The sequence below is a fragment of the Phenylobacterium sp. genome (genome assembly GCF_030681155.1).
Lineage (GTDB): Bacteria > Pseudomonadota > Alphaproteobacteria > Caulobacterales > Caulobacteraceae > Phenylobacterium.
On the sequence record NZ_JAUXXE010000019.1, the window covers coordinates 91,244 to 113,368 of the forward strand.

The 22,125-nt window shown below is 66.5% G+C and carries 21 protein-coding genes; 12 read left to right on the top strand and 9 right to left on the bottom strand.

The features are described from left to right. Positions 1–31 precede the first annotated feature (31 nt). Together Q8M13_RS04115 and Q8M13_RS04120 are read right to left on the bottom strand one after the other, a co-directional pair. The gene (locus Q8M13_RS04115) at positions 32–1,396 is read right to left on the bottom strand and encodes a lipopolysaccharide biosynthesis protein (protein ID WP_305298386.1); all 1,365 of its coding nucleotides are present in this window, start codon (positions 1,394–1,396) and stop codon (positions 32–34) included. An 86-nt stretch (positions 1,397–1,482) separates the two neighbouring features. Then, positions 1,483–1,758 (bottom strand): sel1 repeat family protein, encoded by a 276-nt coding sequence (locus Q8M13_RS04120; RefSeq protein ID WP_305298387.1) that lies wholly within the window; start codon positions 1,756–1,758, stop codon positions 1,483–1,485. Between the two features lie 296 nt (positions 1,759–2,054). Here Q8M13_RS04120 and Q8M13_RS04125 point away from each other — a divergent pair, with 296 nt between their 5' ends. Then, positions 2,055–2,594 carry an RcnB family protein gene (locus Q8M13_RS04125; RefSeq protein WP_305298388.1) on the top strand — a complete coding sequence of 180 codons (540 nt, stop codon included), beginning with the start codon at positions 2,055–2,057 and terminating at the stop codon, positions 2,592–2,594. Positions 2,595–2,653: 59 nt separating this feature from the next. Here the strand turns inward: Q8M13_RS04125 and gatB are convergent, their stop codons facing one another. Beyond that, a complete protein-coding gene (gene gatB / locus Q8M13_RS04130) occupies positions 2,654–4,147 on the bottom strand; it encodes an Asp-tRNA(Asn)/Glu-tRNA(Gln) amidotransferase subunit GatB (protein ID WP_305298389.1) in 1,494 nt (497 codons plus the stop codon). Between the two features lie 118 nt (positions 4,148–4,265). On the opposite strand from gatB, the gene Q8M13_RS04135 reads away from it, so the two are divergent. Further along, entirely contained in the window at positions 4,266–4,580 is a 315-nt protein-coding gene (locus Q8M13_RS04135; RefSeq protein ID WP_305298390.1) for a hypothetical protein, read from the top strand. Between the two features lie 66 nt (positions 4,581–4,646). Here Q8M13_RS04135 and Q8M13_RS04140 read toward each other — a convergent pair whose 3' ends face one another. From Q8M13_RS04140 to gatC, 4 genes are all read right to left on the bottom strand, one after another. Further along, positions 4,647–5,348 carry an FABP family protein gene (locus Q8M13_RS04140; RefSeq protein ID WP_305298391.1) on the bottom strand — a complete coding sequence of 234 codons (702 nt, stop codon included), beginning with the start codon at positions 5,346–5,348 and terminating at the stop codon, positions 4,647–4,649. A gap of 74 nt (positions 5,349–5,422) precedes the next feature. Continuing rightward, complete coding sequence (locus Q8M13_RS04145) at positions 5,423–6,124, bottom strand: DUF4336 domain-containing protein (protein WP_305298392.1); 702 nt, start codon at positions 6,122–6,124, stop codon at positions 5,423–5,425. Positions 6,125–6,265: 141 nt separating this feature from the next. Continuing rightward, a complete protein-coding gene (gene gatA, locus Q8M13_RS04150; RefSeq protein WP_305298393.1) occupies positions 6,266–7,738 on the bottom strand; it encodes an Asp-tRNA(Asn)/Glu-tRNA(Gln) amidotransferase subunit GatA in 1,473 nt (490 codons plus the stop codon). Position 7,739: 1 nt separating this feature from the next. Then, a complete protein-coding gene (gene gatC, locus Q8M13_RS04155; protein WP_056734781.1) occupies positions 7,740–8,027 on the bottom strand; it encodes an Asp-tRNA(Asn)/Glu-tRNA(Gln) amidotransferase subunit GatC in 288 nt (95 codons plus the stop codon). Positions 8,028–8,251: 224 nt separating this feature from the next. Here gatC and ruvX point away from each other — a divergent pair, with 224 nt between their 5' ends. From ruvX to rnr, 8 genes are all read left to right on the top strand, one after another. After that, on the top strand, positions 8,252–8,725 hold the full coding sequence (gene ruvX / locus Q8M13_RS04160) for a Holliday junction resolvase RuvX (RefSeq protein ID WP_056734783.1): 474 nt from the start codon (positions 8,252–8,254) through the stop codon (positions 8,723–8,725). Between the two features lie 48 nt (positions 8,726–8,773). Beyond that, positions 8,774–9,751 (top strand): aspartate carbamoyltransferase catalytic subunit, encoded by a 978-nt coding sequence (locus Q8M13_RS04165; RefSeq protein WP_305298394.1) that lies wholly within the window; start codon positions 8,774–8,776, stop codon positions 9,749–9,751. After that, the gene (locus Q8M13_RS04170) at positions 9,751–10,341 is read left to right on the top strand and encodes a TIGR00730 family Rossman fold protein (protein ID WP_305298395.1); all 591 of its coding nucleotides are present in this window, start codon (positions 9,751–9,753) and stop codon (positions 10,339–10,341) included. Before Q8M13_RS04165 ends, Q8M13_RS04170 begins: the two co-directional genes overlap by 1 nt. Beyond that, on the top strand, positions 10,338–11,630 hold the full coding sequence (pyrC, locus tag Q8M13_RS04175; protein ID WP_305298396.1) for a dihydroorotase: 1,293 nt from the start codon (positions 10,338–10,340) through the stop codon (positions 11,628–11,630). The genes Q8M13_RS04170 and pyrC overlap by 4 nt, the downstream gene beginning before the upstream one ends. Before the next feature lie 122 nt (positions 11,631–11,752). Then, positions 11,753–12,400 carry a glycerol-3-phosphate 1-O-acyltransferase PlsY gene (plsY, locus tag Q8M13_RS04180; protein WP_305298397.1) on the top strand — a complete coding sequence of 216 codons (648 nt, stop codon included), beginning with the start codon at positions 11,753–11,755 and terminating at the stop codon, positions 12,398–12,400. Further along, positions 12,397–13,491, top strand: a complete 1,095-nt coding sequence (gene dprA, locus Q8M13_RS04185; RefSeq protein ID WP_305298398.1) for a DNA-processing protein DprA — start codon at positions 12,397–12,399, stop codon at positions 13,489–13,491. The genes plsY and dprA overlap by 4 nt, the downstream gene beginning before the upstream one ends. A 149-nt stretch (positions 13,492–13,640) precedes the next feature. Continuing rightward, complete coding sequence (gene topA / locus Q8M13_RS04190) at positions 13,641–16,322, top strand: type I DNA topoisomerase (RefSeq protein WP_305298399.1); 2,682 nt, start codon at positions 13,641–13,643, stop codon at positions 16,320–16,322. Between the two features lie 62 nt (positions 16,323–16,384). After that, positions 16,385–18,694: a ribonuclease R gene (rnr, locus tag Q8M13_RS04195; protein WP_305298400.1), complete on the top strand. Its 2,310-nt coding sequence runs from the start codon at positions 16,385–16,387 to the stop codon at positions 18,692–18,694. Here the strand turns inward: rnr and ybaL are convergent. Further along, complete coding sequence (gene ybaL / locus Q8M13_RS04200; protein WP_305298401.1) at positions 18,691–20,640, bottom strand: YbaL family putative K(+) efflux transporter; 1,950 nt, start codon at positions 20,638–20,640, stop codon at positions 18,691–18,693. The two genes, rnr and ybaL, sit on opposite strands and share 4 nt — an antisense overlap. Positions 20,641–20,707: 67 nt before the next feature. Between ybaL and Q8M13_RS04205 the strand changes: the two genes are divergently transcribed. Continuing rightward, the gene (locus Q8M13_RS04205; protein ID WP_305298402.1) at positions 20,708–20,968 is read left to right on the top strand and encodes a helix-turn-helix transcriptional regulator; all 261 of its coding nucleotides are present in this window, start codon (positions 20,708–20,710) and stop codon (positions 20,966–20,968) included. Here Q8M13_RS04205 and Q8M13_RS04210 read toward each other — a convergent pair. Further along, positions 20,946–21,635: a phosphatase PAP2 family protein gene (locus Q8M13_RS04210; RefSeq protein WP_305298404.1), complete on the bottom strand. Its 690-nt coding sequence runs from the start codon at positions 21,633–21,635 to the stop codon at positions 20,946–20,948. The two genes, Q8M13_RS04205 and Q8M13_RS04210, sit on opposite strands and share 23 nt — an antisense overlap. A 51-nt stretch (positions 21,636–21,686) precedes the next feature. On the opposite strand from Q8M13_RS04210, the gene Q8M13_RS04215 reads away from it, so the two are divergent. Further along, complete coding sequence (locus tag Q8M13_RS04215; protein WP_370869946.1) at positions 21,687–22,124, top strand: EamA family transporter; 438 nt, start codon at positions 21,687–21,689, stop codon at positions 22,122–22,124. The last annotated feature ends 1 nt before the right edge of the window (position 22,125 follow it).

Consider the following 22,125-nt stretch of genomic DNA (forward strand, 5'->3'; position numbering starts at 1 on the left):
CCCTCGCGAAGTTATCGCAAAGCAGGGCCCTCTAGCGCGGCTTCATCGAAGCGGCGCCGAGGATCGGCAGGTCCAGCGTGCGGGACGCCACCTGCGCGGTGGGCAGACCGGGCCGCATCAGCATTCGAACCAGTCCCGCGCTGAGACCCGCCAGGCTAGCCAAGAGCAGGGTGAGCCCGATCACGGGCCAGCGGAGGCTTGCACCACGTGTCGCCGGTGCGGCGCGCTGGACGATCCGGATACTGTCATTGGCCAGCAAGGCGACCTCCTGGGCCGCCCTGCCCTGCTCTTCGCGGACAGTCAGGTCGCGAACGCTGGCTTGGAGAACATCGCGCCCCAGCGACAACTCGCGGAAGCGCGGCTCAAGACCGGCGAGACGCAGCCGCCGCTCCGTCAGTTGGCTGACTTGTTCGGCCAGCGTGGCCTGAGCTCGCTTCAGGGCCGCGACATCGGCGGCCAGCTGGATCTTCTCGGTCTGCAGCGCCTGGTAGACGGGATTGACGCCAGTTCGTGTGCGCGTCGCCTCCCGAGGGCCGCTGGTGACGTCGCGATGCAGGCGAACCTCGCGTGCGACACCTCCCAATTGGGCGTCGAGCGCCGCCAACCTGCCGGCCCGATCCTGTAGCTGGACGTCGGTTTCGTACCTCTGCTGTTCGATCTGGGCCTGGAGCGCCGACAAGGCGGTCTTTTCGGCGACAAAATCGCCGATCTTGTTGCTGACCAGGAAGTCCTGATAGGCGCTGTCCGCCTGCGCCAGACGCGCCTGAAACAGGCGGCGCTGCTGGTCGAGAGCTTCGGAGTTAGGGGCCAGCAGAACCGAACGACGGTAGATCAGGTACTCTTCCAGCAGGGTGTTGAGGATCAAGGCTCCTGCCTTAGGATCCTCATGACTGAAGCCAAGGCGCACGACCGGGCTTCCTGGCGTGCTCTCGATCCTGAGGCTCTTCTCGATCAAGGCGGCGGCTTGCGCGACGAACCGGCGCCGATCAGCTGGCGCGGCCTTGGCGGCCTTCGCCGCGAGCTCAGGATAGGTTCGCGATAGTCCCAGCCGCTCCACGACCCGCAGAGGCAACTGCCCTGCCCCGAGGATCTCAAGCTCCGATTGCAGCAGTTGATCGGAGTCGGGTGCGAGCCGGGAGGTTTCTCCCGTCCTGGGCCCGGAGCCATACCCAGGCTCAAGCCGCACGAGCAGACTGGAATGGGTCTGATAGCTGGTCTTCATGGCGAATGCGGCGGCCAGCCCAAGCGCGAGCACCGCCAGAAAGACGGCCAGGATCAGGCCGCGTTCACGCCAAAGAAGGATGGGAAGATCGGACAGGGCGAAACGCCTGCGGACCGCCCGCTTCGGGGGCGGCCTGGTATCTTGCGTGTCTGCCCAAGCGCCCTGCGCGGCCATCGAATCCCAATCAGGACCGGCCCTGGTCCTGACCCTGCGAGTAACATCCCATTACCCGTTCCGCCGAGCGCTTTTCGCAACGGCGATCAGCCGGTGGCGAGCCACTCGCGGGCTTGGCGCTGGGCCTCGGCGACGTCTTCGGACGCCATCTCCTGGCTCAGTTCCTTGCGATAGATCTTGGCTTCCAGCGACCCGCGCATGGCGGCCAGATTGAACAGCATATGAGCCGATACATAGTCGAGCGGCGCGCCGCCCTGCCCGGTCGAATAGAGCAGGCCCATCTTGAAAAGGTCGTCCCCCGAAGCGTCCGGGGTCGGCAGCGGCAGCCCTTCCGCGCCTGCAATCTCCACGCTCGTAAGCATGATCTCGTTTCCCTAGCCCCGCCAGCTCGTCCCCGTTCTGGGTTCCGATCCCGGCGTTCTGTGATCCTAGAGAAGTCTACCGCCACTAAAGATAGGGTTAACCGCCAGAACCGAGTTACGAGAACGGGATTTTTTTCACTATTCGCTTCGTTTACTGAGCGGAAACTTCATCGACTGGGCGGCGCCGGCATCCACGCACAAGTCGGCAAACTGACAGTTCCGTTCAGGTCGAGTTCAGGCGGCCGCCGGCAGTGTTTGTGTCAACGCCACAGACCGCTGAACTCGGAGCCAAGTCCATGAAACGCCTGATCCTGAGCATCGCCGCGGTCGCCGCCGTCGCCGCCCCGATGGCGTTCACCGCGACCTCCGCCGCCGCTGACGATGACCGCGGCCGCGGCCGCGGCAATCACGAACAACGCTGGGACCGGAACGACCATCGCGGCGACCGTGATCGCGGCGACCGCCGGGACTACCGCGGTGATCGTGATCGCTATGATCGCCGGGACGACAATCGCGGCCGCTATGATCGACGCGACCATCGCCCCGCCTACAGCAACTGGGATCGCGGCCGCCACAACGGCTACTACTACAACAATCGCTGGTTCTACGGGCCGCCGCCTCAAGCCTACTACGGCAACCCCTACTATCGCCCCGGCTACGCCTCGTGGCGTCGTGGCTCGTCGCTGCCGCCCTATTATCGCGGCTACGTGGTGAACGATTACCACCGCTACCACCTGCGCCAGCCGCCGCGCGGCTACGCCTGGTACCGGGTCGGCAATGACTATCTGCTGGCCGCCATAGCCAGCGGCATCATCTTCGACATCATCGCCAACTGACGACGCAACACAGCCAAAACGAAAAACGCCCCGGAGGTCTCCTCCGGGGCGTTTGACTATCAGATGCCCAGCTTGGACTTCAGTAGCTGGTTGACCGTCCCGGGATTGGCCTTGCCCCCGGTGGCCTTCATCACCTGGCCGACGAACCAGCCAATGGCCTGAGGCTTTTCCTTGACCGAGTCCGCCTGACCAGGATTAGCGGCGATCAGATCCTCGATGATCTTCTCCAGCGCCCCAGTGTCGGAGACTTGTTGCAGGCCCTGCTTCTCGACGATCTCCCGCGGACGGCCCTCGCCGGCCGACATGCGCTCGAAGACGTCCTTGGCGATCTTGGAAGAGATGACGTCTTCCTCGATCAGCGCGACCAGTTCGGCGATCACGTCAGGCTTCAGCGGGCTGTCGGTGATGTCCAGGCCGCCAGCCGTCAGCTTGGCGGCCAGTTCGTTGGTCACCCAGTTCGAGACCAGCTTGGCGTCCCGGCCCTTGGCGGCTTCCTCGAAGAAGTCGGCACGGGCCTGCTCGATGATCAGCACGCCGGCGTCGTAGGCGGTCAGGCCATACTGCGATTGCAGGCGAGCCTTCTTGGCGTCCGGCAGTTCCGGCAGCGCGTCCTGAATCGCCTTCACCCACGCCGGATCGAGTTCCAGCGGCAGCAGGTCCGGATCGGGGAAGTAGCGATAGTCGTGCGCCTCTTCCTTCGAACGCATCGACCGGGTCTCCAGCTTGTTCGGATCGAACAGCCGTGTTTCCTGATCGATCTTGCCGCCGTCCTCAATGATCTCGATCTGCCGGCGTGCCTCGTACTCGATCGCCTGCTGGATGTAGCGGTAGGAGTTGACGTTCTTGATCTCGCAGCGCGTGCCCAGATGGCTGAAGTCGCCGGTCTCGCGGAACTTCTCATACGAGCCAACGCGGCAGACCGACACGTTCACGTCGGCGCGAAGATTGCCCTTCTCCATGTCGCCATCGCAGGTGCCGAGATAGACGAGGATGGTGCGGAGCTTCTTCACATAGGCCGCAGCCTCGGCCGATGAGCGCATGTCGGGCATCGACACGATCTCCATCAGCGCCGTGCCGGCCCGGTTCAGGTCGACATAGGTCGAGTTCGGGTCCTGGTCGTGCAGCGATTTGCCGGCGTCCTGTTCAAGGTGGAGACGCTCGATCCGGACATTGAAGGTAGAGCCGTCGTCGTGTTCGACGATGACCACGCCCTCGCCCACGATCGGGTCCTTGAACTGACTGATCTGGTAGCCTTGCGGCAGGTCCGGATAGAAGTAGTTCTTCCGGTCGAAGTGGCTCCTAAGATTGATCTTAGCCTCCAGGCCAAGACCGGTCTTCACCGCCTGCTCGACGCAGTGGCGATTGATGACGGGCAACATGCCGGGCATGGCCGCATCAACCAGCGAAACCTGCTGGTTGGGACCCGCGCCGAATCCGACGGCGGCGCCCGAGAACAGCTTGGCGTTCGAGGCGACCTGGGCGTGAACCTCCAGGCCCAGAACCACTTCCCATTGGCCGGTGCGGCCGGTGATCAATTTCGACGTATCGGTCATGTGGCGTTCCTAGCGCCCCTCGCGCCGAAGCGGAAGCCGGCGGGTCGAAATCCCTTGCGCGATCTGCGGAACAGAGTCTGAAATCCGCACCTCAAAAAGGGGATTTGGAAACACTCAGATGAAAAAGCTGATCACCGCCGGGATCGTCGGCCTGTCGCTCGCCGCTGGCGCGCTCGCCGCAGCGCCCGCCTTCGCCCAAGCTGCAGCCGCTACGGCTGCGCCTTCCGCCGGCGACACGCCGATCGCCGACATCGCCGCTACGCCGGAAGGCAAGGCCGCGCTGGACAAGAACCTGCCCGGCCTGACCACCCATGAAGCCTATGAGCAGTTCAAGGGCATGACCCTGAAGCAAGTGCAGCCGATGAGCCAAGGTGCGATCACCGACGACCAGATCAAGACCCTGCAGGCTGATCTGGACAAGGCCAAGAAGTAGGCTTCGACCACGTTCGGATTGGAAAAGCCCCGCCCTCTGGACGGGGTTTTTTTCTGGCTGGCGCTGCTACGCGCCGGGCAGCCCGGCCCCGATCGACGTGAATCCGTGCGCCTCGGCCAGGGTGGCCTTGCCCGCCGCGATCCGCGCAGAGGGATTGGGCCGTGGCTCGGCGACCTTGGCCAAAGTGTTGCGGTCGATGTGGCTGAACGGTTCGCTGCGGCCGCGAACCTGGAGCACGGTCGTTGAGACATACGACCAGCCGCCATCGGCGTTGAAGCTCACCCCGAGCTCATAGGAATCGGTCCGGAACGCCCACTCCAGGAAATCGGTCGAGCAGATCCCATATCCCGGTCCTCCCCGGTCGGCCCGGACCAACAGGCCAGAGCCGTCCGGCGCAGCGTGGCCGCTGGCCAGCGCCACCTGCCCTCGTGGGATCGCCAGGGTCTGCATGATCAGCCCGGTGTCCGGCTCCCAGAGCCAGTAGCCGACTTGGTCGTGAAAGGTGGTGTCCTCGTCCGAGGCGACGATATGGACATGGTAGCGCAGCCCGTAGAACAGCTGCGGCCCGTTGGCCTGGGGATCGATAGGCTGCATCTCGATGCGCTCGAGATAGTCGCGCCGTTCGGGCCCATCGGCCTTCGGGTTCACATCGACGCCCTTGCGCCCTTCCCACACGCCAGCTAGCCGGGCCAGCGGCCCCAAATTGGCCAGGGTGTCCGGGTCCACATTCTCCGGCTCGGTGAAGATATCGTCGGGGAAGTTGATCATCGCATCCCTGCTCGCGCCAATCTTGGTGGTGGCTCTATCGGGAACCTCCCAAGCGTCAAGTCCACCGGCGCCCCTTAGCCCGTCAGCCACCGAAAGGCCCTGGCGACAAAGGCCTGGCCGTCCTGTCCGACCGGTGGGCCATGAGCCATGACGACCCGGACAGCGGGCCATTCGAGGATCCGCCGCACCGCGATACGGGCGGCGGCGCGGTCGACGAAGGCGGCGCGAAACTTCCTGGGCACTGAGGGTTGCGGCGCCGTCATCAAGTCCAGCCGCGCGACCAGCGCCCGCCAGCCCCGGAACCAGCCCGGCGGGAAGTGTTGGATCAGGTCAGTGAACAGGATCGTGGCGCTTGGTTGATGGAAAAACACGACCTCGGTGGTGATCCTGTTGCCCCGCACCAAGACCTGATCGAGCGCCGGGGCCCAGGCGGGCGATGGCGTGTCGCCGAGCTCGGCGTCGAACTGAAGGTCCGCACGTCTAAGCTTCAGGCCCGGAGCGGCGTAGAGGCTGGCCTTGGGATAGGCTTCCCGCCACTCGCCGAGAAAGAGGTGATGCAGCGAATTTGGCGCGATGAGGTGGACGACCTCGCCAAGCTCCGCCAATTCCGCTCGGAGTTCAGGGGAAAGCGCGATCGGCGACCAGATCACGAGATCGCCGCTAGCCAGACGGATCACGGCCATCCGCGTCGGGTAGCGAAACCCGATCACCTCGGTTTCTTGCCCGTCGGCCAGCCAGATCTCCGGCCCGAACGGCTGCAGCAAAGAAACGCTCATCTCGGCGACGTCCCCTGGGGCGCTTCAAGCGAGCGCCAGCCAAGTTGGCGCGGAACGCCGTCTCATGGCAACCGGCGTCCCGCCGCCTAGAGAACCCGAGCGATGCTCCCTGCCCTTTCAGGCAGGGAGAAGCTCAGAGGCCTACCACCACTTGGCGGGCTTGGCCTTGAAGTCGGCGGCCTTCTCGATGGCGCCGCCTAGCGAGAACAGCGTCCCCTCGTCCAGCGCTTTGCCGATCAGCTGCAGGCCAAGCGGCAGGCCGTTCACATCGACCCCGGCCGGAATGCTCATGCCGGGCAGGCCCGCCAGGTTCACCGTCACCGTGAAGATGTCGTTCAGGTACATCGCCACCGGATCGTCGGCATTTTCGCCCAGGCCGAACGCCGCGGACGGCGCAGTGGGGGTGAGCAGCGCGTCAACCTTCTCGAAGGCCTGGTCGAAGTCATCGGCGATGCGGCGGCGGACCTTCAGCGCCTTTAGATAGTAGGCGTCGTAATAGCCCGCCGACAGCACGTAGGTGCCGATCAGGATGCGGCGCTTCACCTCGGGGCCGAAACCGGCCGCCCGGGTGTTCTCGTAGGTCTCGGTGAGGTTCGCGCCTTCTTCGCGCAGACCAAACCGCATGCCGTCATAGCGGGCGAGGTTCGAGGACGCTTCGGCCGGGGCCACGATGTAGTAGGCCGGCAGGGCGTATTTGGTATGCGGCAGGGAGACCTCGACGATCTCGCAGCCGGCCTCCTTCAGCCAGGCGATGCCCTGCTCCCAGAGCTTCTCGATCTCGGCCGGCATGCCGTCGACCCGGTATTCCTTCGGAATGCCGACCCGCAGGCCCTTGACCGATTTGCCCACGAAGCTCGGGAAGTCCGGCACGTCGATGTCCAGGCTGGTCGAGTCCTTGGCGTCGTGGCCGGACATGGACTTCAGCAGGATGGCGGCGTCCTCGACGGTCTTGGCGATCGGGCCCGCCTGGTCGAGCGACGAGGCGAAGGCGACGACGCCCCAGCGCGAGCAACGGCCGTAGGTTGGCTTGATCCCGACCGTGCCGGTGAAGGCGGCGGGCTGGCGGATCGAGCCGCCGGTGTCGGTCGCCGTGGCTCCGAGGCACAGGTCAGCGGCCACCGAGGCCGCCGAACCACCGGACGAACCGCCCGGGGTCAGCTTGGCGTTGGAGCCTTCCGAGCGCCAAGGGTTGATCACCGGACCGAAGGCCGAGGTCTCGTTCGACGAGCCCATGGCGAATTCGTCGAGATTCAGCTTGCCCAGCATGACCGCACCGTCGCGCCACAGATTGGCGGTGACGGTCGATTCATAGGTCGGAATGAAGTTGCCGAGGATGTTCGAGCAGGCCGTGGAGCGGACGCCCTCGGTGCAGAACAGGTCCTTGATGCCCAGCGGCGCGCCGTCCAGCACGCCGGCCTCGCCCTTGGCGCGGCGGGCGTCGGAGGCCTTGGCCATCTCGATGGCCTTTTCCGGGGTCTCCAGCACGAAGGCGTTCAGCGGCTTGGCGGCCGCGACCGCCTCCACGTGAGCCTCGGTCAGTTCCTGCGAGGAGAACGACTTGTCGGCTAGGCCGTCGAGGGCGGCCTTGAGGGTCAGCTTGGTGAGCGAGGTCATTCTATTCCACCACCTTGGGAACGACGAAGAAGCCGTCCACGGTCTTGGGCGCGTTCGAGAGCACCTTGGAGGCGTCGCCGCCCTCGGTGACCACGTCCTCGCGCATCGGCGCAGGCATGTGCACCGCCGAGGTCATCGGCTCGACACCGTCGGTGTCGACTTCGCTCAGTTGTTCGATCCAGGTCATGATGCCGTTCAGCTCGCTCGCGAGCTGTTCCAGCTTCTCCTCGGGCTCGGCGATCCGCGCGAGCCTCGCGACCTTACGGACGGTCGCGGCGTCGATGGCCATGGGGCCCTCCTAATGGTTCGAGGGAGGGGTTAGCCGTGTGGGCCTCCCTTTGACAAGCGATTGGTGCCCAGATCCTCCCCCGCCGGGGGAGGTGGATCGCCGAAGGCGAGACGGAGGGGGTCAGCGGCGAGAGTTAAAGTCCCCCTCAGTCAGCCATCCGGCTGACAGCTCCCCCAGTGGGGGAGCATCTTCTTGTTTCGAGACGATCCATCTACAGAGACGCCATGGCCGTTGTCGAACTGACTGAAATTCCCGCCCTGATTCCCCGCTATTCTGCCCTGATCGGCCTCGATCTGGGCGAGAAAACCATCGGCGTGGCGGTGTCCGACACCACCCGCATGGTGGCCAGCCCGCTGGAGCTGATCCGCAAGACCAAGTTCACCCAAGAGGCCAACCGGCTGTTCTCGCTGATCGACGGGCGCGAGGTAGGCGCCATCGTCATCGGCCTGCCGATCAATATGGACGGCACCGAGGGCGTCCGCTGCCAGTCCAACCGCGCCTTCGCCCGCAACCTGCTGCGGCTGCGTGAGATCCCGATCGCCTTCTGGGATGAACGGATGTCGACCATGGCCGTGAACCGGTTCCTGATCGATCAGTTGGACGCCAGCCGCGCCAAACGCGCCGGTTTGGTGGACCAGATGGCCGCCGCCTGGATCCTGCAGGGCGCGTTGGAACGCCTGCGATCTGTGGGTGAATGAGCAGCAACGCTTGGCGCCTCCCGCCAGGAGGCCTAAGACGCCGCTTTAATGAGCGCAGCACCCACCGGTCTGAACGAGGTCCTTTCGCGGACCTTCCCCTTCCCGAAGCGTCACTTCCTGTCCGTTGTCGATCTCAACCCTGTTGAGGTCACCGCACTGCTGGATCTGGCCGACAGCTTCGTCGCCCTCAACAGACAGCATTCAAAGAAGCTCGACCTGCTCAAGGGTCGAACCCTGATGAACCTGTTCTTCGAGAACTCGACGCGAACCCAAAGCTCTTTCGAGCTGGCTGGCAAGCGGCTGGGCGCCGACGTGGTCAATATGAGCCCGCGCTCGTCGTCGATCTCGAAGGGCGAGACCCTGATCGACACCGCGGTCACCCTGAACGCCATGCAGCCCGACCTGCTGGTCGTGCGGCATTCGTCCTCCGGCGCGGCCTCACTGCTCTCACAAAAGGTGAGCTGCTCGGTGATCAACGCGGGCGATGGCCAGCACGAGCATCCGACCCAGGCGCTGCTGGACATGCTGTCCATGCGTCGCGCCTTTGGCCGGATCGCCGGTCTGAAGATCGCGATCTGCGGCGACGTGTTGCACAGCCGCGTGGCGCGCTCGAACGTCGGGCTGTTGCAGATGATGGGCGCGGACGTGCGCCTGGTCGGCCCACCGACCCTGATGCCCACCGACGCCGACCGCTGGGGCGTCGATGTCTATCACGACATGCGCAAGGGCATCGCCGGCTGCGACGTGGTGATGATGCTGCGCCTGCAGCTTGAGCGCATGGACGGGGTCATGGCCCCCTCGCAGCGCGAGTATTTCCGCTTCTACGGCCTGGACCGCGAAAAGCTGGCCTTCGCCTCCGACAATGTCCGGGTCATGCACCCTGGCCCGATGAACCGTGGGGTCGAGATCGACTCCGACGTCGCCGACGACCTCGCCGTCTCGCTGATCCAGGATCAGGTGGAGATGGGCGTGGCCGCGCGCATGGCGGTGCTGGCCTCGCTCGCGGCGCGCCTGGACAACGACTGATGAGCGCCATCGCCTCCGTCTGCGTGTTCTGCGGGGCGAGCCCTGGCGGCGACCCTATCTATCGCGCCGCCGCCGAAGCCATGGGGCGCCAGATCGCCGGACGCGGCCTGCGGCTGGTCTATGGCGGGGCCAAGGTCGGTCTGATGGGCGCTGTGGCTGACGCCGCGCTGGGCGCCGGGGCCGAGGTCATCGGGGTCCTGCCCCACGCCTTGAGCGACAAGGAAATCGCCCATACCGGCCTCACCAGCCTGGAGATCGTCGGTTCGATGCACGAGCGCAAGGCGCGGATGGCCGAGCTGTCGGACGCCTTCGTCGCCCTGCCCGGCGGCGCCGGCACCCTGGAAGAAATCTTCGAGATCTGGACCTGGGGCCAACTTGGCTTTCACGCCAAGCCGGCCGGGTTCCTGAACGTGCGCGGCTATTACGACAGCCTGCGCGGCTTTGTGGACCATGCGGTCGGCGAGGCGTTCCTGAAGGCCCCGCACCGCGACATGCTGATTTTCCGCGAGGACTGCGTGGAGATGCTGGACGCGCTGGGCGCCTACGTCCCGCCCGTCGTCGAAAAATGGATCGGACGCCCCGAACTATGACCCAACGCCCGACCGCATTTGTGAACGCCCGCCTCGTCGATCCCGCCAGCGGCTGGGACGGCCCCGGCGCGCTGCTGATCCGTGACGGCAAGATCGCCGACGTCGCCCAGGGCGGCGATCTCGGCACGCTCTCGGCCGACTTCGACGTGATCGACGCGCGCGGCGCGATGCTGGCCCCCGGCCTGGTCGACATCCGCGTGAAGACCGGCGAGCCCGGCGCCGAGACCAAGGAAACCCTGAAGTCGGCGGCCCTGGCCGCCGCGGCCGGCGGCGTCACCTCCATCGTCCTGCAGCCCGACACCGATCCGGTGATCGACGAGGCCTCGGTCGTGGACTTCATTCTGCGCCGGACGCGCGACATCGAACTGGTCCACGTCTATCCGGCCGGCGCCGCCACCAAGGGCGCCAAGGGCGAACGCATGGCCGAGATCGGCCTGATGCGCGAGGCCGGTTGCCTCTATGTAACCGACGCCGACCGGCCGATCGTCAATTCCAAGGTGATGCAGCGGGTCCTGGCCTACGCGAAGGCCTTCGACACCCTGGTCGCCCACCGCCCCGCTGATCCGTGGCTGTCGGCGGGCGCCGTCGCGACCGCCAGCGAGTTCGCCGGCCGCATGGGCCTGTCCAGCGTGCCGCCGATCGCTGAGAAGATCATGCTGGACCGGGACCTTGCCCTGGTCGAACTGACCGGCGCACGGTTCCTGGTGGACCAGATCACCACCGCCTGCGCGCTGGAAAGCCTGGCGCGCGGCAAGGCCAAGGGTTTGCCGGTCACCGCCACCACCTCGATCAACCACCTGTCGTTCAACGAGATCGACATCGGCGACTATCGAACCTTCCTGAAGTTCGACCCGCCGGTGCGCGGCGAGGACGACCGCCAGGCGACCATCGAGGCCCTGGCCTCGGGCCTGATCGACATCGTGGTCTCGGCCCACGCCCCGGCGCCGGCCGAGGACAAGCGCCTGCCCTATGACGAGGCCGCGCCCGGCGCCGTGGGCCTGCAAACCCTGCTGCCCGCCCTGCTCGCCTTCCACCACGACGGCCGCATCCCGCTGGTCGATCTGATGCGCACGGTCACCAGCCGCCCGGCCGAACTGCTGGGCCTGGCGGCCGGACGCCTCGCCAAGGGCGCGCCCGCCGACCTGGTGCTCTGCGACCTCAACGCCCCCATAGTGGTCGATCTGGACAAGCTGAAGTCCAAGTCCCGCAACTCGCCCTTCGACGGCCGCCGGCTGTTCGGCGAAGTGCAGATGACGATTGTGGATGGGCGAGTGGTCTACCGGGTCTAACCGTCGGCAACGCGAAGAACAATTGACGAACACGCTCCTTCGCTAGAAGCTTCACCTTGAACGCTGGGCGGTGACGGCGCGTGCGAGCGCGGCTACCACTGCGCCAACGAGAGGGAACGCCGATGTTTGATTCACTCAGCCCCATGCTGATCGCCGCCGCCGTCGTGGGCGGCTATCTGCTGGGCTCGATCCCCTTTGGTCTGATCGCCGCTAAGCTCGGCGGTCAGGGCGACATCCGCTCCATCGGCTCGGGCAATATCGGCGCGACCAATGTGCTGCGGACCGGCCGCAAGGACCTGGCCCTGATCACCCTGCTGGGCGACGGCGGCAAGGGTGCGGTGGCGGTGTTCATCGCCTGGCTGCTGACCCGTAACGCCGGCACGCAGGCGCAGGCGCAGCTGACGGCCCTGGCCGGCGGCTCGGCTTTCTTCGGTCACCTGTTCCCGGTCTGGCTGGGCTTCAAGGGCGGCAAGGGCGTGGCGACTTTCTTCGGCACCCTGCTGGCCGCCGCGTGGCCCGTGGGCATGGCCGCCGGGGCGATTTGGCTGGCCATGTTCTTCATCTTCCGGCTGTCGTCGCTTGCGGGTCTGACCGCCGCGGCCCTGGCGCCGATCCTGGCGCTGTTCGTGTTCGACCGCCCCTACCCGATCGCGGTGATGGCGCTGGTCATGGCGGTGCTGATCTTCATCCGTCACAAGGACAATATCGGCCGGTTGCTGAGGGGTGAGGAACCCCGGAGCGGCGTGGGTAAGAAAAAAGACGCTGCGTGATCCGCGAAATCACCGAGGCCGGACGCCGCGACTGGCTGCGGCTGGCGCGGACCGAGAACGTTGGGCCGGTCACCTTCGCCCAATTGATCGAGCGCTACGGCGAAGCGTCCATTGCGCTCGCCGCCCTGCCTGACTTGGCGCGACGTGGCGGCCGGGTGTCGCCGCTGGGCGTGCCGCCGCTGGACCAGATCACCCGTGAACTTGAGGCCGGGGCGGCGCTGGGCGCGCGGCTGATCGCGTCGTGCGAGGCCCACTTTCCGGGGCCGCTGGCGACGCTCGATCCGCCGCCGCCGGTGATCTGGGCGCTCGGCGAACCCTCGCTGCTGAGCCGCCCCAGCGTCGCCGTCGTCGGCGCGCGGGTCGCCTCGGCTGGAGGGCAGCGGTTCGCACGCGGCCTGGCGGTCGATCTTGGCGCGGCCGGATATGTTGTCGTCTCAGGCTTGGCGCGCGGCGTCGACGGAGCCGCGCATGAAGGCGCGCTGGCCACCGGAACGATCGCCGTGCTGGGCGGGGGCATCGACGACATCTATCCCCGTGAACATCGCGACCTTTATGAGCGCATCGCCGCGAGCGGTTGTATTGTTTCGGAAAATTCTCCGGGACGCACGGCGACGGCCAAGGATTTCCCCCGTCGCAACCGCATCATCTCGGGCCTGTCACGGGCTGTGGTGGTGGTCGAGGCGGAGTTGCGCTCCGGCTCGCTGATCACCGCGCGCCTCGCCGCCGAACAGGGCCGTGAGGTTCTGGCCGTCCCTGGCTCGCCACTCGATCCGCGCGCCCGAGGAACCAATGACCTGATCCGGCAGGGCGCGGCGCTGTGCGAGGGCGTGGACGACGTGCTGCGCGCGCTGGAGGGTTTCGGTGGGTTCCGCGAGCCGGAACGGCCCTTCGCCCCGCCGCCAATCCCTGACGCCGAAATAGACACCGTGCGCGAACGCGTCGCGGCGCTGCTATCGCCGACGCCGGTCTCTCGCGATGAATTGGTGAGGGCGGCTGGAGCTCCTGCCCCAGTGGTTTTCGCCGCCCTGGTCGAGTTGACGCTGGCGGGCCGCGCAGAATTGCTGCCGGGCGGTTTAGTCGCGGGGCTCTAAAGAGCCCCGTTGGTCGAGACCAGAGGTCTATTAAAACGAGCGTCTTGCCTAAATCCTCCGGCTGGTTGACACAGCCTAGGCGCCTCCCTCACTTTTCGCGCCCTTGAATTTCGGGCCTCCTGCCCGGGACGCCCCTATATAGAGCGCCCATGAACCTCGTCGTCGTCGAAAGCCCGGCTAAGGCTAAGACCATCAATAAGTACCTCGGCTCGGACTACACGGTCCTGGCTTCGTACGGCCACGTGCGCGATCTGCCGGCCAAGGATGGATCGGTGCGGCCCGACGAGGACTTCGCCATGAGCTGGGACGTGGACGCTAAGTCCGCCAAGCGTCTCAGCGACATCGCCGAAGCGGCCAAGAACTCCGACCGCATCATTCTCGCCACCGACCCCGACCGTGAAGGAGAAGCGATCTCCTGGCACGTCCTGGAGGTGCTGCAGAAAAAGAAGGTCCTGAAGGACAAGAAGATCGAGCGGGTGGTGTTCAACGCCATCACCAAGTCGGCCGTCACCGAGGCGATGAAGAATCCCCGGGATATCGACATGGAGCTGGTCGACGCCTATCTGGCGCGCCGGGCCCTGGACTATCTGGTCGGCTTCACCCTCTCGCCGGTGCTGTGGCGCAAGCTGCCGGGCTCGCGTTCGGCCGGCCGTGTTCAGTCCGTCGCCCTGCGGCTGGTGGTCGATCGCGAGATCGAGATCGAGAAGTTCAAGACCCAGGAATACTGGACCGTCGAGGCCGACGTCTCGGCCGGCGGCGATCCCTTCCTGGCCCGCATGGTCAAGCATGACGGCAAGCGGCTGACCAAGTTCGACCTTGGAAACGAGGCCTCGGCTCACGCCGCCCAGGCCGCGGTCAAGGCCGCCAGCTTCAAGATCTCGGCGGTCGAGAAAAAGCCCGGCCGCCGCTCGCCGGCCCCGCCCTTCACCACCTCAACCCTGCAGCAGGAAGCCTCACGCAAGCTCGGCTTCTCGGCCCAGCGCACCATGCAGGCGGCCCAGAAGCTGTACGAAGGCATCGACATCGGCGGCGAGACCGTCGGTCTGATCACCTACATGCGTACCGACGGCGTCCAGGCCGCGCCTGAGGCCATCGACGAGGCGCGTCAGGTGATCGCCGGCGTCTATGGCAAGGAATACGTCCCCGAGAGCGCGCGGATCTACAAGACCAAGGCCAAGAACGCGCAGGAGGCCCACGAAGCCATCCGGCCGACCAGCCTGGCCCGCAACCCCGGTTCTCTGCGACTGGAGAGCGACCTTGGTCGCCTCTACGAGCTGATCTGGAAGCGGATGATCGCCTCGCAGATGGAAGCGGCCCGCATTGAGCGGACCTCCATCGACCTGGAGAGCGCCGACGGCAAGACCGGGCTGCGCGCCACCGGCCAGGTGATCCTGTTCGACGGCTATCTGGCCGTCTACGAAGAAGGCCGCGACGACGCCGACGACGAGGAAGGCGGCCGCCTGCCCCAGGTCAAGGAAGGCGCCGATGGCCGCGTGATCGACGCGCGCGCCGACCAGCACTTCACCGAACCGCCCCCGCGCTATTCGGAAGCGAGCCTGGTCAAGAAGATGGAAGAGCTCGGCATCGGCCGTCCCTCGACCTACGCCTCGGTGCTGACCGTGCTGCGCGACCGCGAGTACGTCCGCATGGACAAGAACCGCTTCGTTCCGGAAGACAAAGGCCGCCTGGTCACCGCCTTCCTCGAGCAGTTCTTCGCCCGCTACGTGGAGTACGACTTCACCGCCGCACTGGAAGGCAAGCTCGACCTGGTCTCGGCCGGCGAGATGAACTGGAAGGCCCTGCTGCGCGAGTTCTGGCAGGATTTCCACGCCGCGGTGGGCGAGATCGCCGAACTGCGCGTGACCCACGTCCTCGACGCCCTCAACGAGGCGCTCGGCCCGCACATTTTCCCGGCGAAGGAAGATGGCTCCGATCCGCGTGGCTGCCCGACCTGCGACACCGGCCGCCTATCGCTGAAGACCGGCAAGTTCGGGGCCTTCATCGGCTGCTCCAACTATCCGGAGTGCCGCTACACGCGCCCCATCGCCCAGTCGTCGGACGATGAGAACGCCGCCGAGAGCGGCGATCGTGAACTGGGGGTCGATCCGGTCACCGGCGAGAAGGTGTTCCTGAAAGCCGGCCGCTTTGGCCCCTATGTCCAGCTCGGCGAGGGCGACAAGCCCAAGCGCTCCTCCTTGCCCAAGGGATGGTCGGCCGCCGCGATGGACCTTGAAAAAGGCCTGCGACTGCTGCGCCTGCCGCGCGATGTCGGCGCCCACCCCGAAGACGGCGCAATGATCACCGCCGGCATCGGCCGGTTCGGCCCGTTCGTGCTGCACAATGGCACCTACGCGAACCTGCCCAGCGTCGATGAAGTGTTCGACGTCGGCCTGAACCGCGCCGTCACCCTGCTGGCCGAGAAGCGCGCCGGCGGCGGACGGCCGGGGCGCGGTGAGTCCGCGGCGCTGAAGGAATTGGGCCCCCACCCGGCCGACGGCGCGCCCGTGAAGGTGTTGGCGGGCCGCTATGGGCCGTACATCAAGCACGGCTCGACCAACGCCAACGTGCCCAAGGGCAAGGAACCGTCGGAGATCACGCTTGAGGAAGCCGTGCTCCTGATCGCCGAGCGCGAGGCCAAGGGCGGCGGCAAGAAGAAGCCGGCCGCCAAGAAGGCCGCGGCTAAGCCGAAGGCGGAAAAGGCGGCGGCTCCCAAGAAGGCCGCGGCCAAGAAGCCGGCCGCGAAAAAACCTGCTGCGAAGAAGGCCTCCGCCAAGACTGAGGAAGCAGCGCCCGCACCCGCTGGCGGTCCCGCGCCCTGGGACGACGAATAGGCTGTTGAGGCGGGGAGCCAAATCCCCGCCACTTCCGCGTGATTCCTGCGTTACAAGGCGACATGGCCAAGACACGTACGCCGAAATCCGCGCGGTTTGCTTCCAAGACCGAGAGGCCGCCCCAAGGGCTGCCTGATCGCGAGACCTTGCTGAAGTTCATTCGCGAGGCGGGCGAGAGCGACAAGGCGGACATGGCCCGCGCCTTCGGGCTGAAGGGCAATGATCGCCGCGCGCTGCGAGACATGCTGAAGGAACTCGAGACATCCGGAGCGCTCGGCAAGCGCGGCCGCAGGGGCTTCTCCGAAGCCGGCGCGGTTCCGCCGGTCGGCGTTGTCGACGTGGTCGAACGCGACACGGACGGCGACCTGCTGGTGAAGCTGGTCAAGGGCGATGACGCGCCCCTCGTTCATCTGGCTCCCGACCGCAGCGGGGCGGTGGGCAGCGCGCCCGGCCTTGGCGACCGGCTGCTGGTTCGGTTTGAGAAACTGGAAAGCGGCGAACTCGAAGCCCGTGTCATCAAGCGCCTGGGGCAAAGCGCCCACCGCATCCTCGGCGTCGTGCGCAAAGAGAACAAGCAGGTCCGGGTCGAGCCCGTTGATCGCCGCTCCAAGGACAGCCTGGTCCTGGTTCCGGCCGAGGCCGAGAACCTCAGCGACGGGGATCTGGTCCTGGCCCAGGTCACCGCCGAGGTCCGTTACGGCCCTAAGCGCGGCAAGGTGCTGGAGGTCGTCGGCCGCGTGGACCAACCCCGCGCCGCCTCGCTGATCGCCATCCATTCACACGGCATTCCGACCGGCTTCAGCCAGGACGCTGAAGCCGAGGCCGAGGCCGCCCAGCCTCCGACCCTGAAGGGCCGCGAAGACCTGCGCGCCGTCCCGCTGGTCACCATCGATCCGCCGGACGCCCGCGACCATGACGATGCGGTCTATGCCGAGCCTGACACCGATCCGTCCAATGAGGGCGGCTGGATCGTCTGGGTCGCCATCGCCGATGTCGCGGCCTATGTGCGCTCGGACTCCGCCCTGGATCGTGAAGCCCGCGACAAGGGCAACTCGACCTACTTCCCCGACCGCGTCGAACCGATGCTGCCCGAGCGGCTGTCGGCCGGCCTCTGCTCTCTGCGGCAGGGCGAGAACCGCGCCTGCCTGGCCGTGCGGATGGTGTTCGGCAAAGATGGCCGTAAGCGCTCGCACAAGTTCATCCGCGGCCTGATGCGCTCGGCGGCAAAGCTCTCCTACGAGCAGGCGCAGCGCGCGGTCGACGGCTTCCCGGACGATCAGACCAACCCGCTGCTGGAGCCGATCCTGAAGCCGCTGTGGGCGGCCTATGAGACGATGATGAAGGGCCGCCGCGCCCGCTCGCCCCTGGCTATCGAGAGCCAGGAGCGAAAGATCGTCATCAACGCGGAGGGCGAAGTCACCTCGATCACGCCGCGCGCCTCGCTGGAGGCCCACAAGCTGATCGAGGAGATGATGGTCCAGGCCAATGTCTGCGCCGCCGAGACCTTGGAGCAGAAGAAGTCGCCGCTGATCTACCGGATCCACGACACCCCCAGCCAGGAGAAGGTCCAGTCGTTGGCCGAGTTCCTGCAGACCCTGGGGATCGCCTGGAACAAGGGCGAGGCGCCGCGCACCGACCGGTTCAACAAGCTGCTGGACGAAACTCGCGAAGGCCCCAGCGCCCAGATCATCAACGAGGTCGTGCTGCGCACCCAGATGCAGGCGATCTATTCGACCGAGAACATCGGCCACTTCGGGCTGAACCTGGACCGCTACGCCCACTTCACCTCGCCGATCCGCCGCTATGCCGACCTGATCGTGCACCGCGCCCTGATCCGCGCCCTGGGGCTGGGCGATGACGGCATCACCGACCGCGACATCTCGCAGATGAAGGACACCGCCGAGCGGATCACCTTCGCCGAGCGGCGCTCGATGGCGGCCGAACGCGACGCCACCGATCGCTATGTCGCCTCATTCCTCTCCGACCGGGTCGGCGCCGAGTTCGCCGGGCGGATCACCGGCGTCACCCGGTTTGGCCTGTTCGTTCGGCTGGACGAAACGGGCGCCGACGGCCTTGTGCCTGTCTCGACCCTGGGCGACGAGTACTTCGTGCATGACGACAAGGCCCACGCCCTGGTCGGCGAGCGCACCGGCCGGCGCTGGCCGCTAGGAACCTCGGTTCAGGTGAAGCTGAAGGAGGCCACGCCCATCACCGGCGGCCTGCTCTTCGAAATGCTGAGCGATCCCCTGCCCGTCGATCCAAACGCGCCCCGGCCTAGGCTTGGCGTCCGGGCGCGGACGTTCACCGGTCCCAAGCGCGGCGGCGGAGCCGGCAAGGTCAAGGCGAAGAGTAAGGGCGGCAAGCGCCGCTAGGCGGGCTGCAGCCCCGCCAGGAAACCCTGCTTGGTGATGGTGATCCGCTCGTCGCCGAGATCACGCAGGCAATCCTTGTCCCGCAGGGACGTGAAAGCGGTGTCGATGCGCGCGGCCTCAAAGCCGCGTGTGATCGCGGCGTCGCGGACCGGCGCGCTCGACATCGCCTCGCCCGGCCAGATGTCCATGGTGCGCAGGGCGGCCAGCACCGCGCGCTCGGCGTCGTCGAGGATCAGCAACCTAGGGCCAGTGGGAGCAAGCTCGCTGGGGACGTCTTCCGCAGCGGTCTCGATCAGCCCCTCGGGCTCCAGCATCCCGCGGGCGATTTGCTCCTCCCCCATGACCACCCGGTTCGCGCCGTGGGCGATCAGGTGTGCAGCCTCAGTGTCGGAGTGCGCGCGCGCCACGATCTCCAACCCAGGATTGGCCTTGCGCGCCTTGTCCACCACGCCGCCGCCCTCGAAGCCGTCGGCGACGGCGACAAACATTCGCACGGCGCGTTCAATGCCGGCCGCTTCAAGGACCCGAGGGTCGGTGGCGGTCCCGACAATGGTCTCATAGCCATGGGTCTTCGCCTTGAGCCCGGTCTCCGCCTCTGACTCGACCAGGACGAAGGGATAGGCCTCGGCGCGCAGCCCCGTGGCGACCACCTCGCCCACCCGGCCGTATCCGACCAGGATCGTGTGCCCGCCTAGCTGCGTGGGCGACAGATCGTTGGCCGGCTCCGGATCGGGCGTCGGGATCGCGGGCGAGGGTTGGGCGCGCGGCGTGCGCGTGGCCAGACCGAAGATGAACGGGTTCAGCATGATCGAGATGATCGCCCCGGCGAGGATCAGATCGCGCCCGTCCTTCGGCAGGATTTCGAGGTCGACGCCCATGGTGGCGAGAATGAAGGAGAATTCGCCGATCTGGGCCAGGCTGGCGGCCACGGTGACGGCCGTGGTGTTCGAGCGCCCGAAGGCCTTAATGATCGCCAGCGCCGCCAACGACTTGCCGACGATGATGATGCCCAGGACCGCCAGCACCGTCCACGGATGGGCCAGGACCACGAACGGGTTGAACAACATCCCCACCGAGACGAAGAACAAGACCGCAAAAGCGTCTCGCAAAGGCAGCGTCTCTTCCGCCGCCCGCTGGCTGAGTTCGGATTCGGCCAGGATCATGCCGGCGAAGAAGGCGCCTAGCGCGAAGGAGACGCCGAACAGCATCGCCGCGCCGAACGCCACGCCGAGAGCGACGGCCAGCACCGCCAAGCGAAACAGCTCCCTCGATCCGGTGTGGGCCACATAGTGCAGCAGCCAGGGGACCAGCCGGCGGCCGACGATCAGCATGAAGGCGACGAAGCCGCCGACCTTGAGCAGAGTGACGCCCAGCGGCATGACCCAAGCGGTCATCGGATCGCCTGCGCCCTCTCCGGCCTTCATGGCTCCGGCTAGGGCGGGCAACAGCACCAGCGCCAGGACCATGGCCAAGTCTTCGACAATCAGCCAGCCGACCGCGATCTTGCCCCGGTCGGTCTGGATCAACCGCCGTTCCTGCAAGGCGCGCAGCAGCACCACCGTCGAGGCGACCGAGAGCGCCAGGCCGAACACCAACCCTGAAATCAGCGGCCAGCCGAGCAAGGTGGCCAAGCCGATCCCGAGCAGGGTGGCGACCGCCATCTGTCCCAAAGCGCCTGGGACAGCGATCCGCCGGACCGCCAACAGGTCCTTCAGCGAGAAGTGAAGCCCCACCCCGAACATCAGCAGGATCACGCCGATCTCGGCCAGCTCATTGGCGATTTTCTGGTCGGCGACGTAGCCCGGCGTAAACGGCCCGACGAGAACCCCAGCCAACAGATAGCCCACCAAGGGCGACAGTCGCAGGCGCTGGGCGATGGCGCCCAGCGCGAACGCGGCCACGAGGCCCGCGACAATGGTGGCGATCAGCGGCGTGTGGTGGGGCATGAGCCTCCGGAAAACTTGAGATTTGAACGTCTTGTATTTGAAGTGATTTGGGCGCAGATCAACCAAAATGGCTGATATCGCCGGACACTTCGACGTCATCCACCCATGCCAGTGCCGCGCCGCGCGCGGGCTGCTGGACTGGACGCAGGACCACTTGGCGCGGACCGCCGGCGTGTCGCGCAGCACGATCCGTGATTTCGAGAACGGCCGGCACGCCCTGCACCGCTCCACCGCCGCATTGATCGCGGCCGCCCTAGGTCAGGCCGGTGTCGTCTTGCTGTGCGCTGGCGACGGCGGTTTCGGCGTCAGGCTCGCTTCGGCTGGCTGATCACCAGGACGATCCACGCCGCCAGCGCCCAAGTCGCGCCTAGGGCCCAGCCGGCCAGGACGTCGGTCGGCCAATGCACTCCAAGATAGACCCGGCTGACGCCCACAGCGACCATCGCGGTGATGGCCAACGCATAGATCAGGGCTTTGGTCCGGCGAGTGCTCTCGACGCTCGCCAGGACCGTCGCCAAGGTCAGAAAGGTGGCGGCCGCCGCGGTGGAATGGCCGCTGGGGAAACTCTGCGAATAGACGATGCTGCCGTGGGCGACGATCATCGGCCGGTCACGGTCGTAGAACGCCTTAAGGACCTCACTCGACGCATAGGCCAGGATCACCGTGCCTACGAAGATCAGCGCCTCTCGCCGCCGCTGGTGGAAAACAAGCAGCAGGGTCGCCACGATCGTCAGCAGGGTGACGACGGTGAAGCCGCCAAGCGCGGTGATGTCGCGCATGGATTCCTCGAACCACCGCGGCCCAAGCGGATCAGATGGGTCGCCTGGCGACCGCAGGGCGAGCAGCAATCGCCGGTCGAGCGCAGCCGTCTCGCCTTCGGCCACCTCGTCGGCGATGGAAAGGAATAGCGACGGGGCGCCGATCAGCGCGACCAGCAGCACCAGGGTTCGCGTCTCAAGCTTGCCGCGCAGGGACTTCAGGCGTTCGATGATCATGACGCCGGCAACTCACGAGGAGGAGCCTGGCGGGGGATGGGGACAGACCAAATGAGAACCATGCTCTCTTCCTGGCAGATGTGGGCGCTGTTGTCGGCAGGCTTTGCGGCCCTGACCGCCGTCTTCGCCAAGGTCGGCGTGGACAATATCAACTCCGACTACGCCACCCTGATCCGCACCATCGTGATTCTCGGCGTCGCCGCCCTGATCGTCACCGCCACCGGGCAGTGGCAGGCCCCCGGCGCGGTCAGTTCGAGAACCTATCTGTTTCTCGTGCTGTCAGGCCTGGCCACCGGCGCGTCCTGGCTCTGCTACTTCCGCGCCCTGAAGTTGGGCGATGCGGCGCGCGTCGCTCCCTTGGACAAGCTGAGCGTGGTCCTTGTCGCGGTGATCAGCGTCGTGTTCCTCGGTGAGCGCCTGTCAGGGGCCAATTGGGCCGGAGTCGGGCTTATCGCGGCGGGCGCGGTTCTCGTCGCGTGGCGCGGTTGAC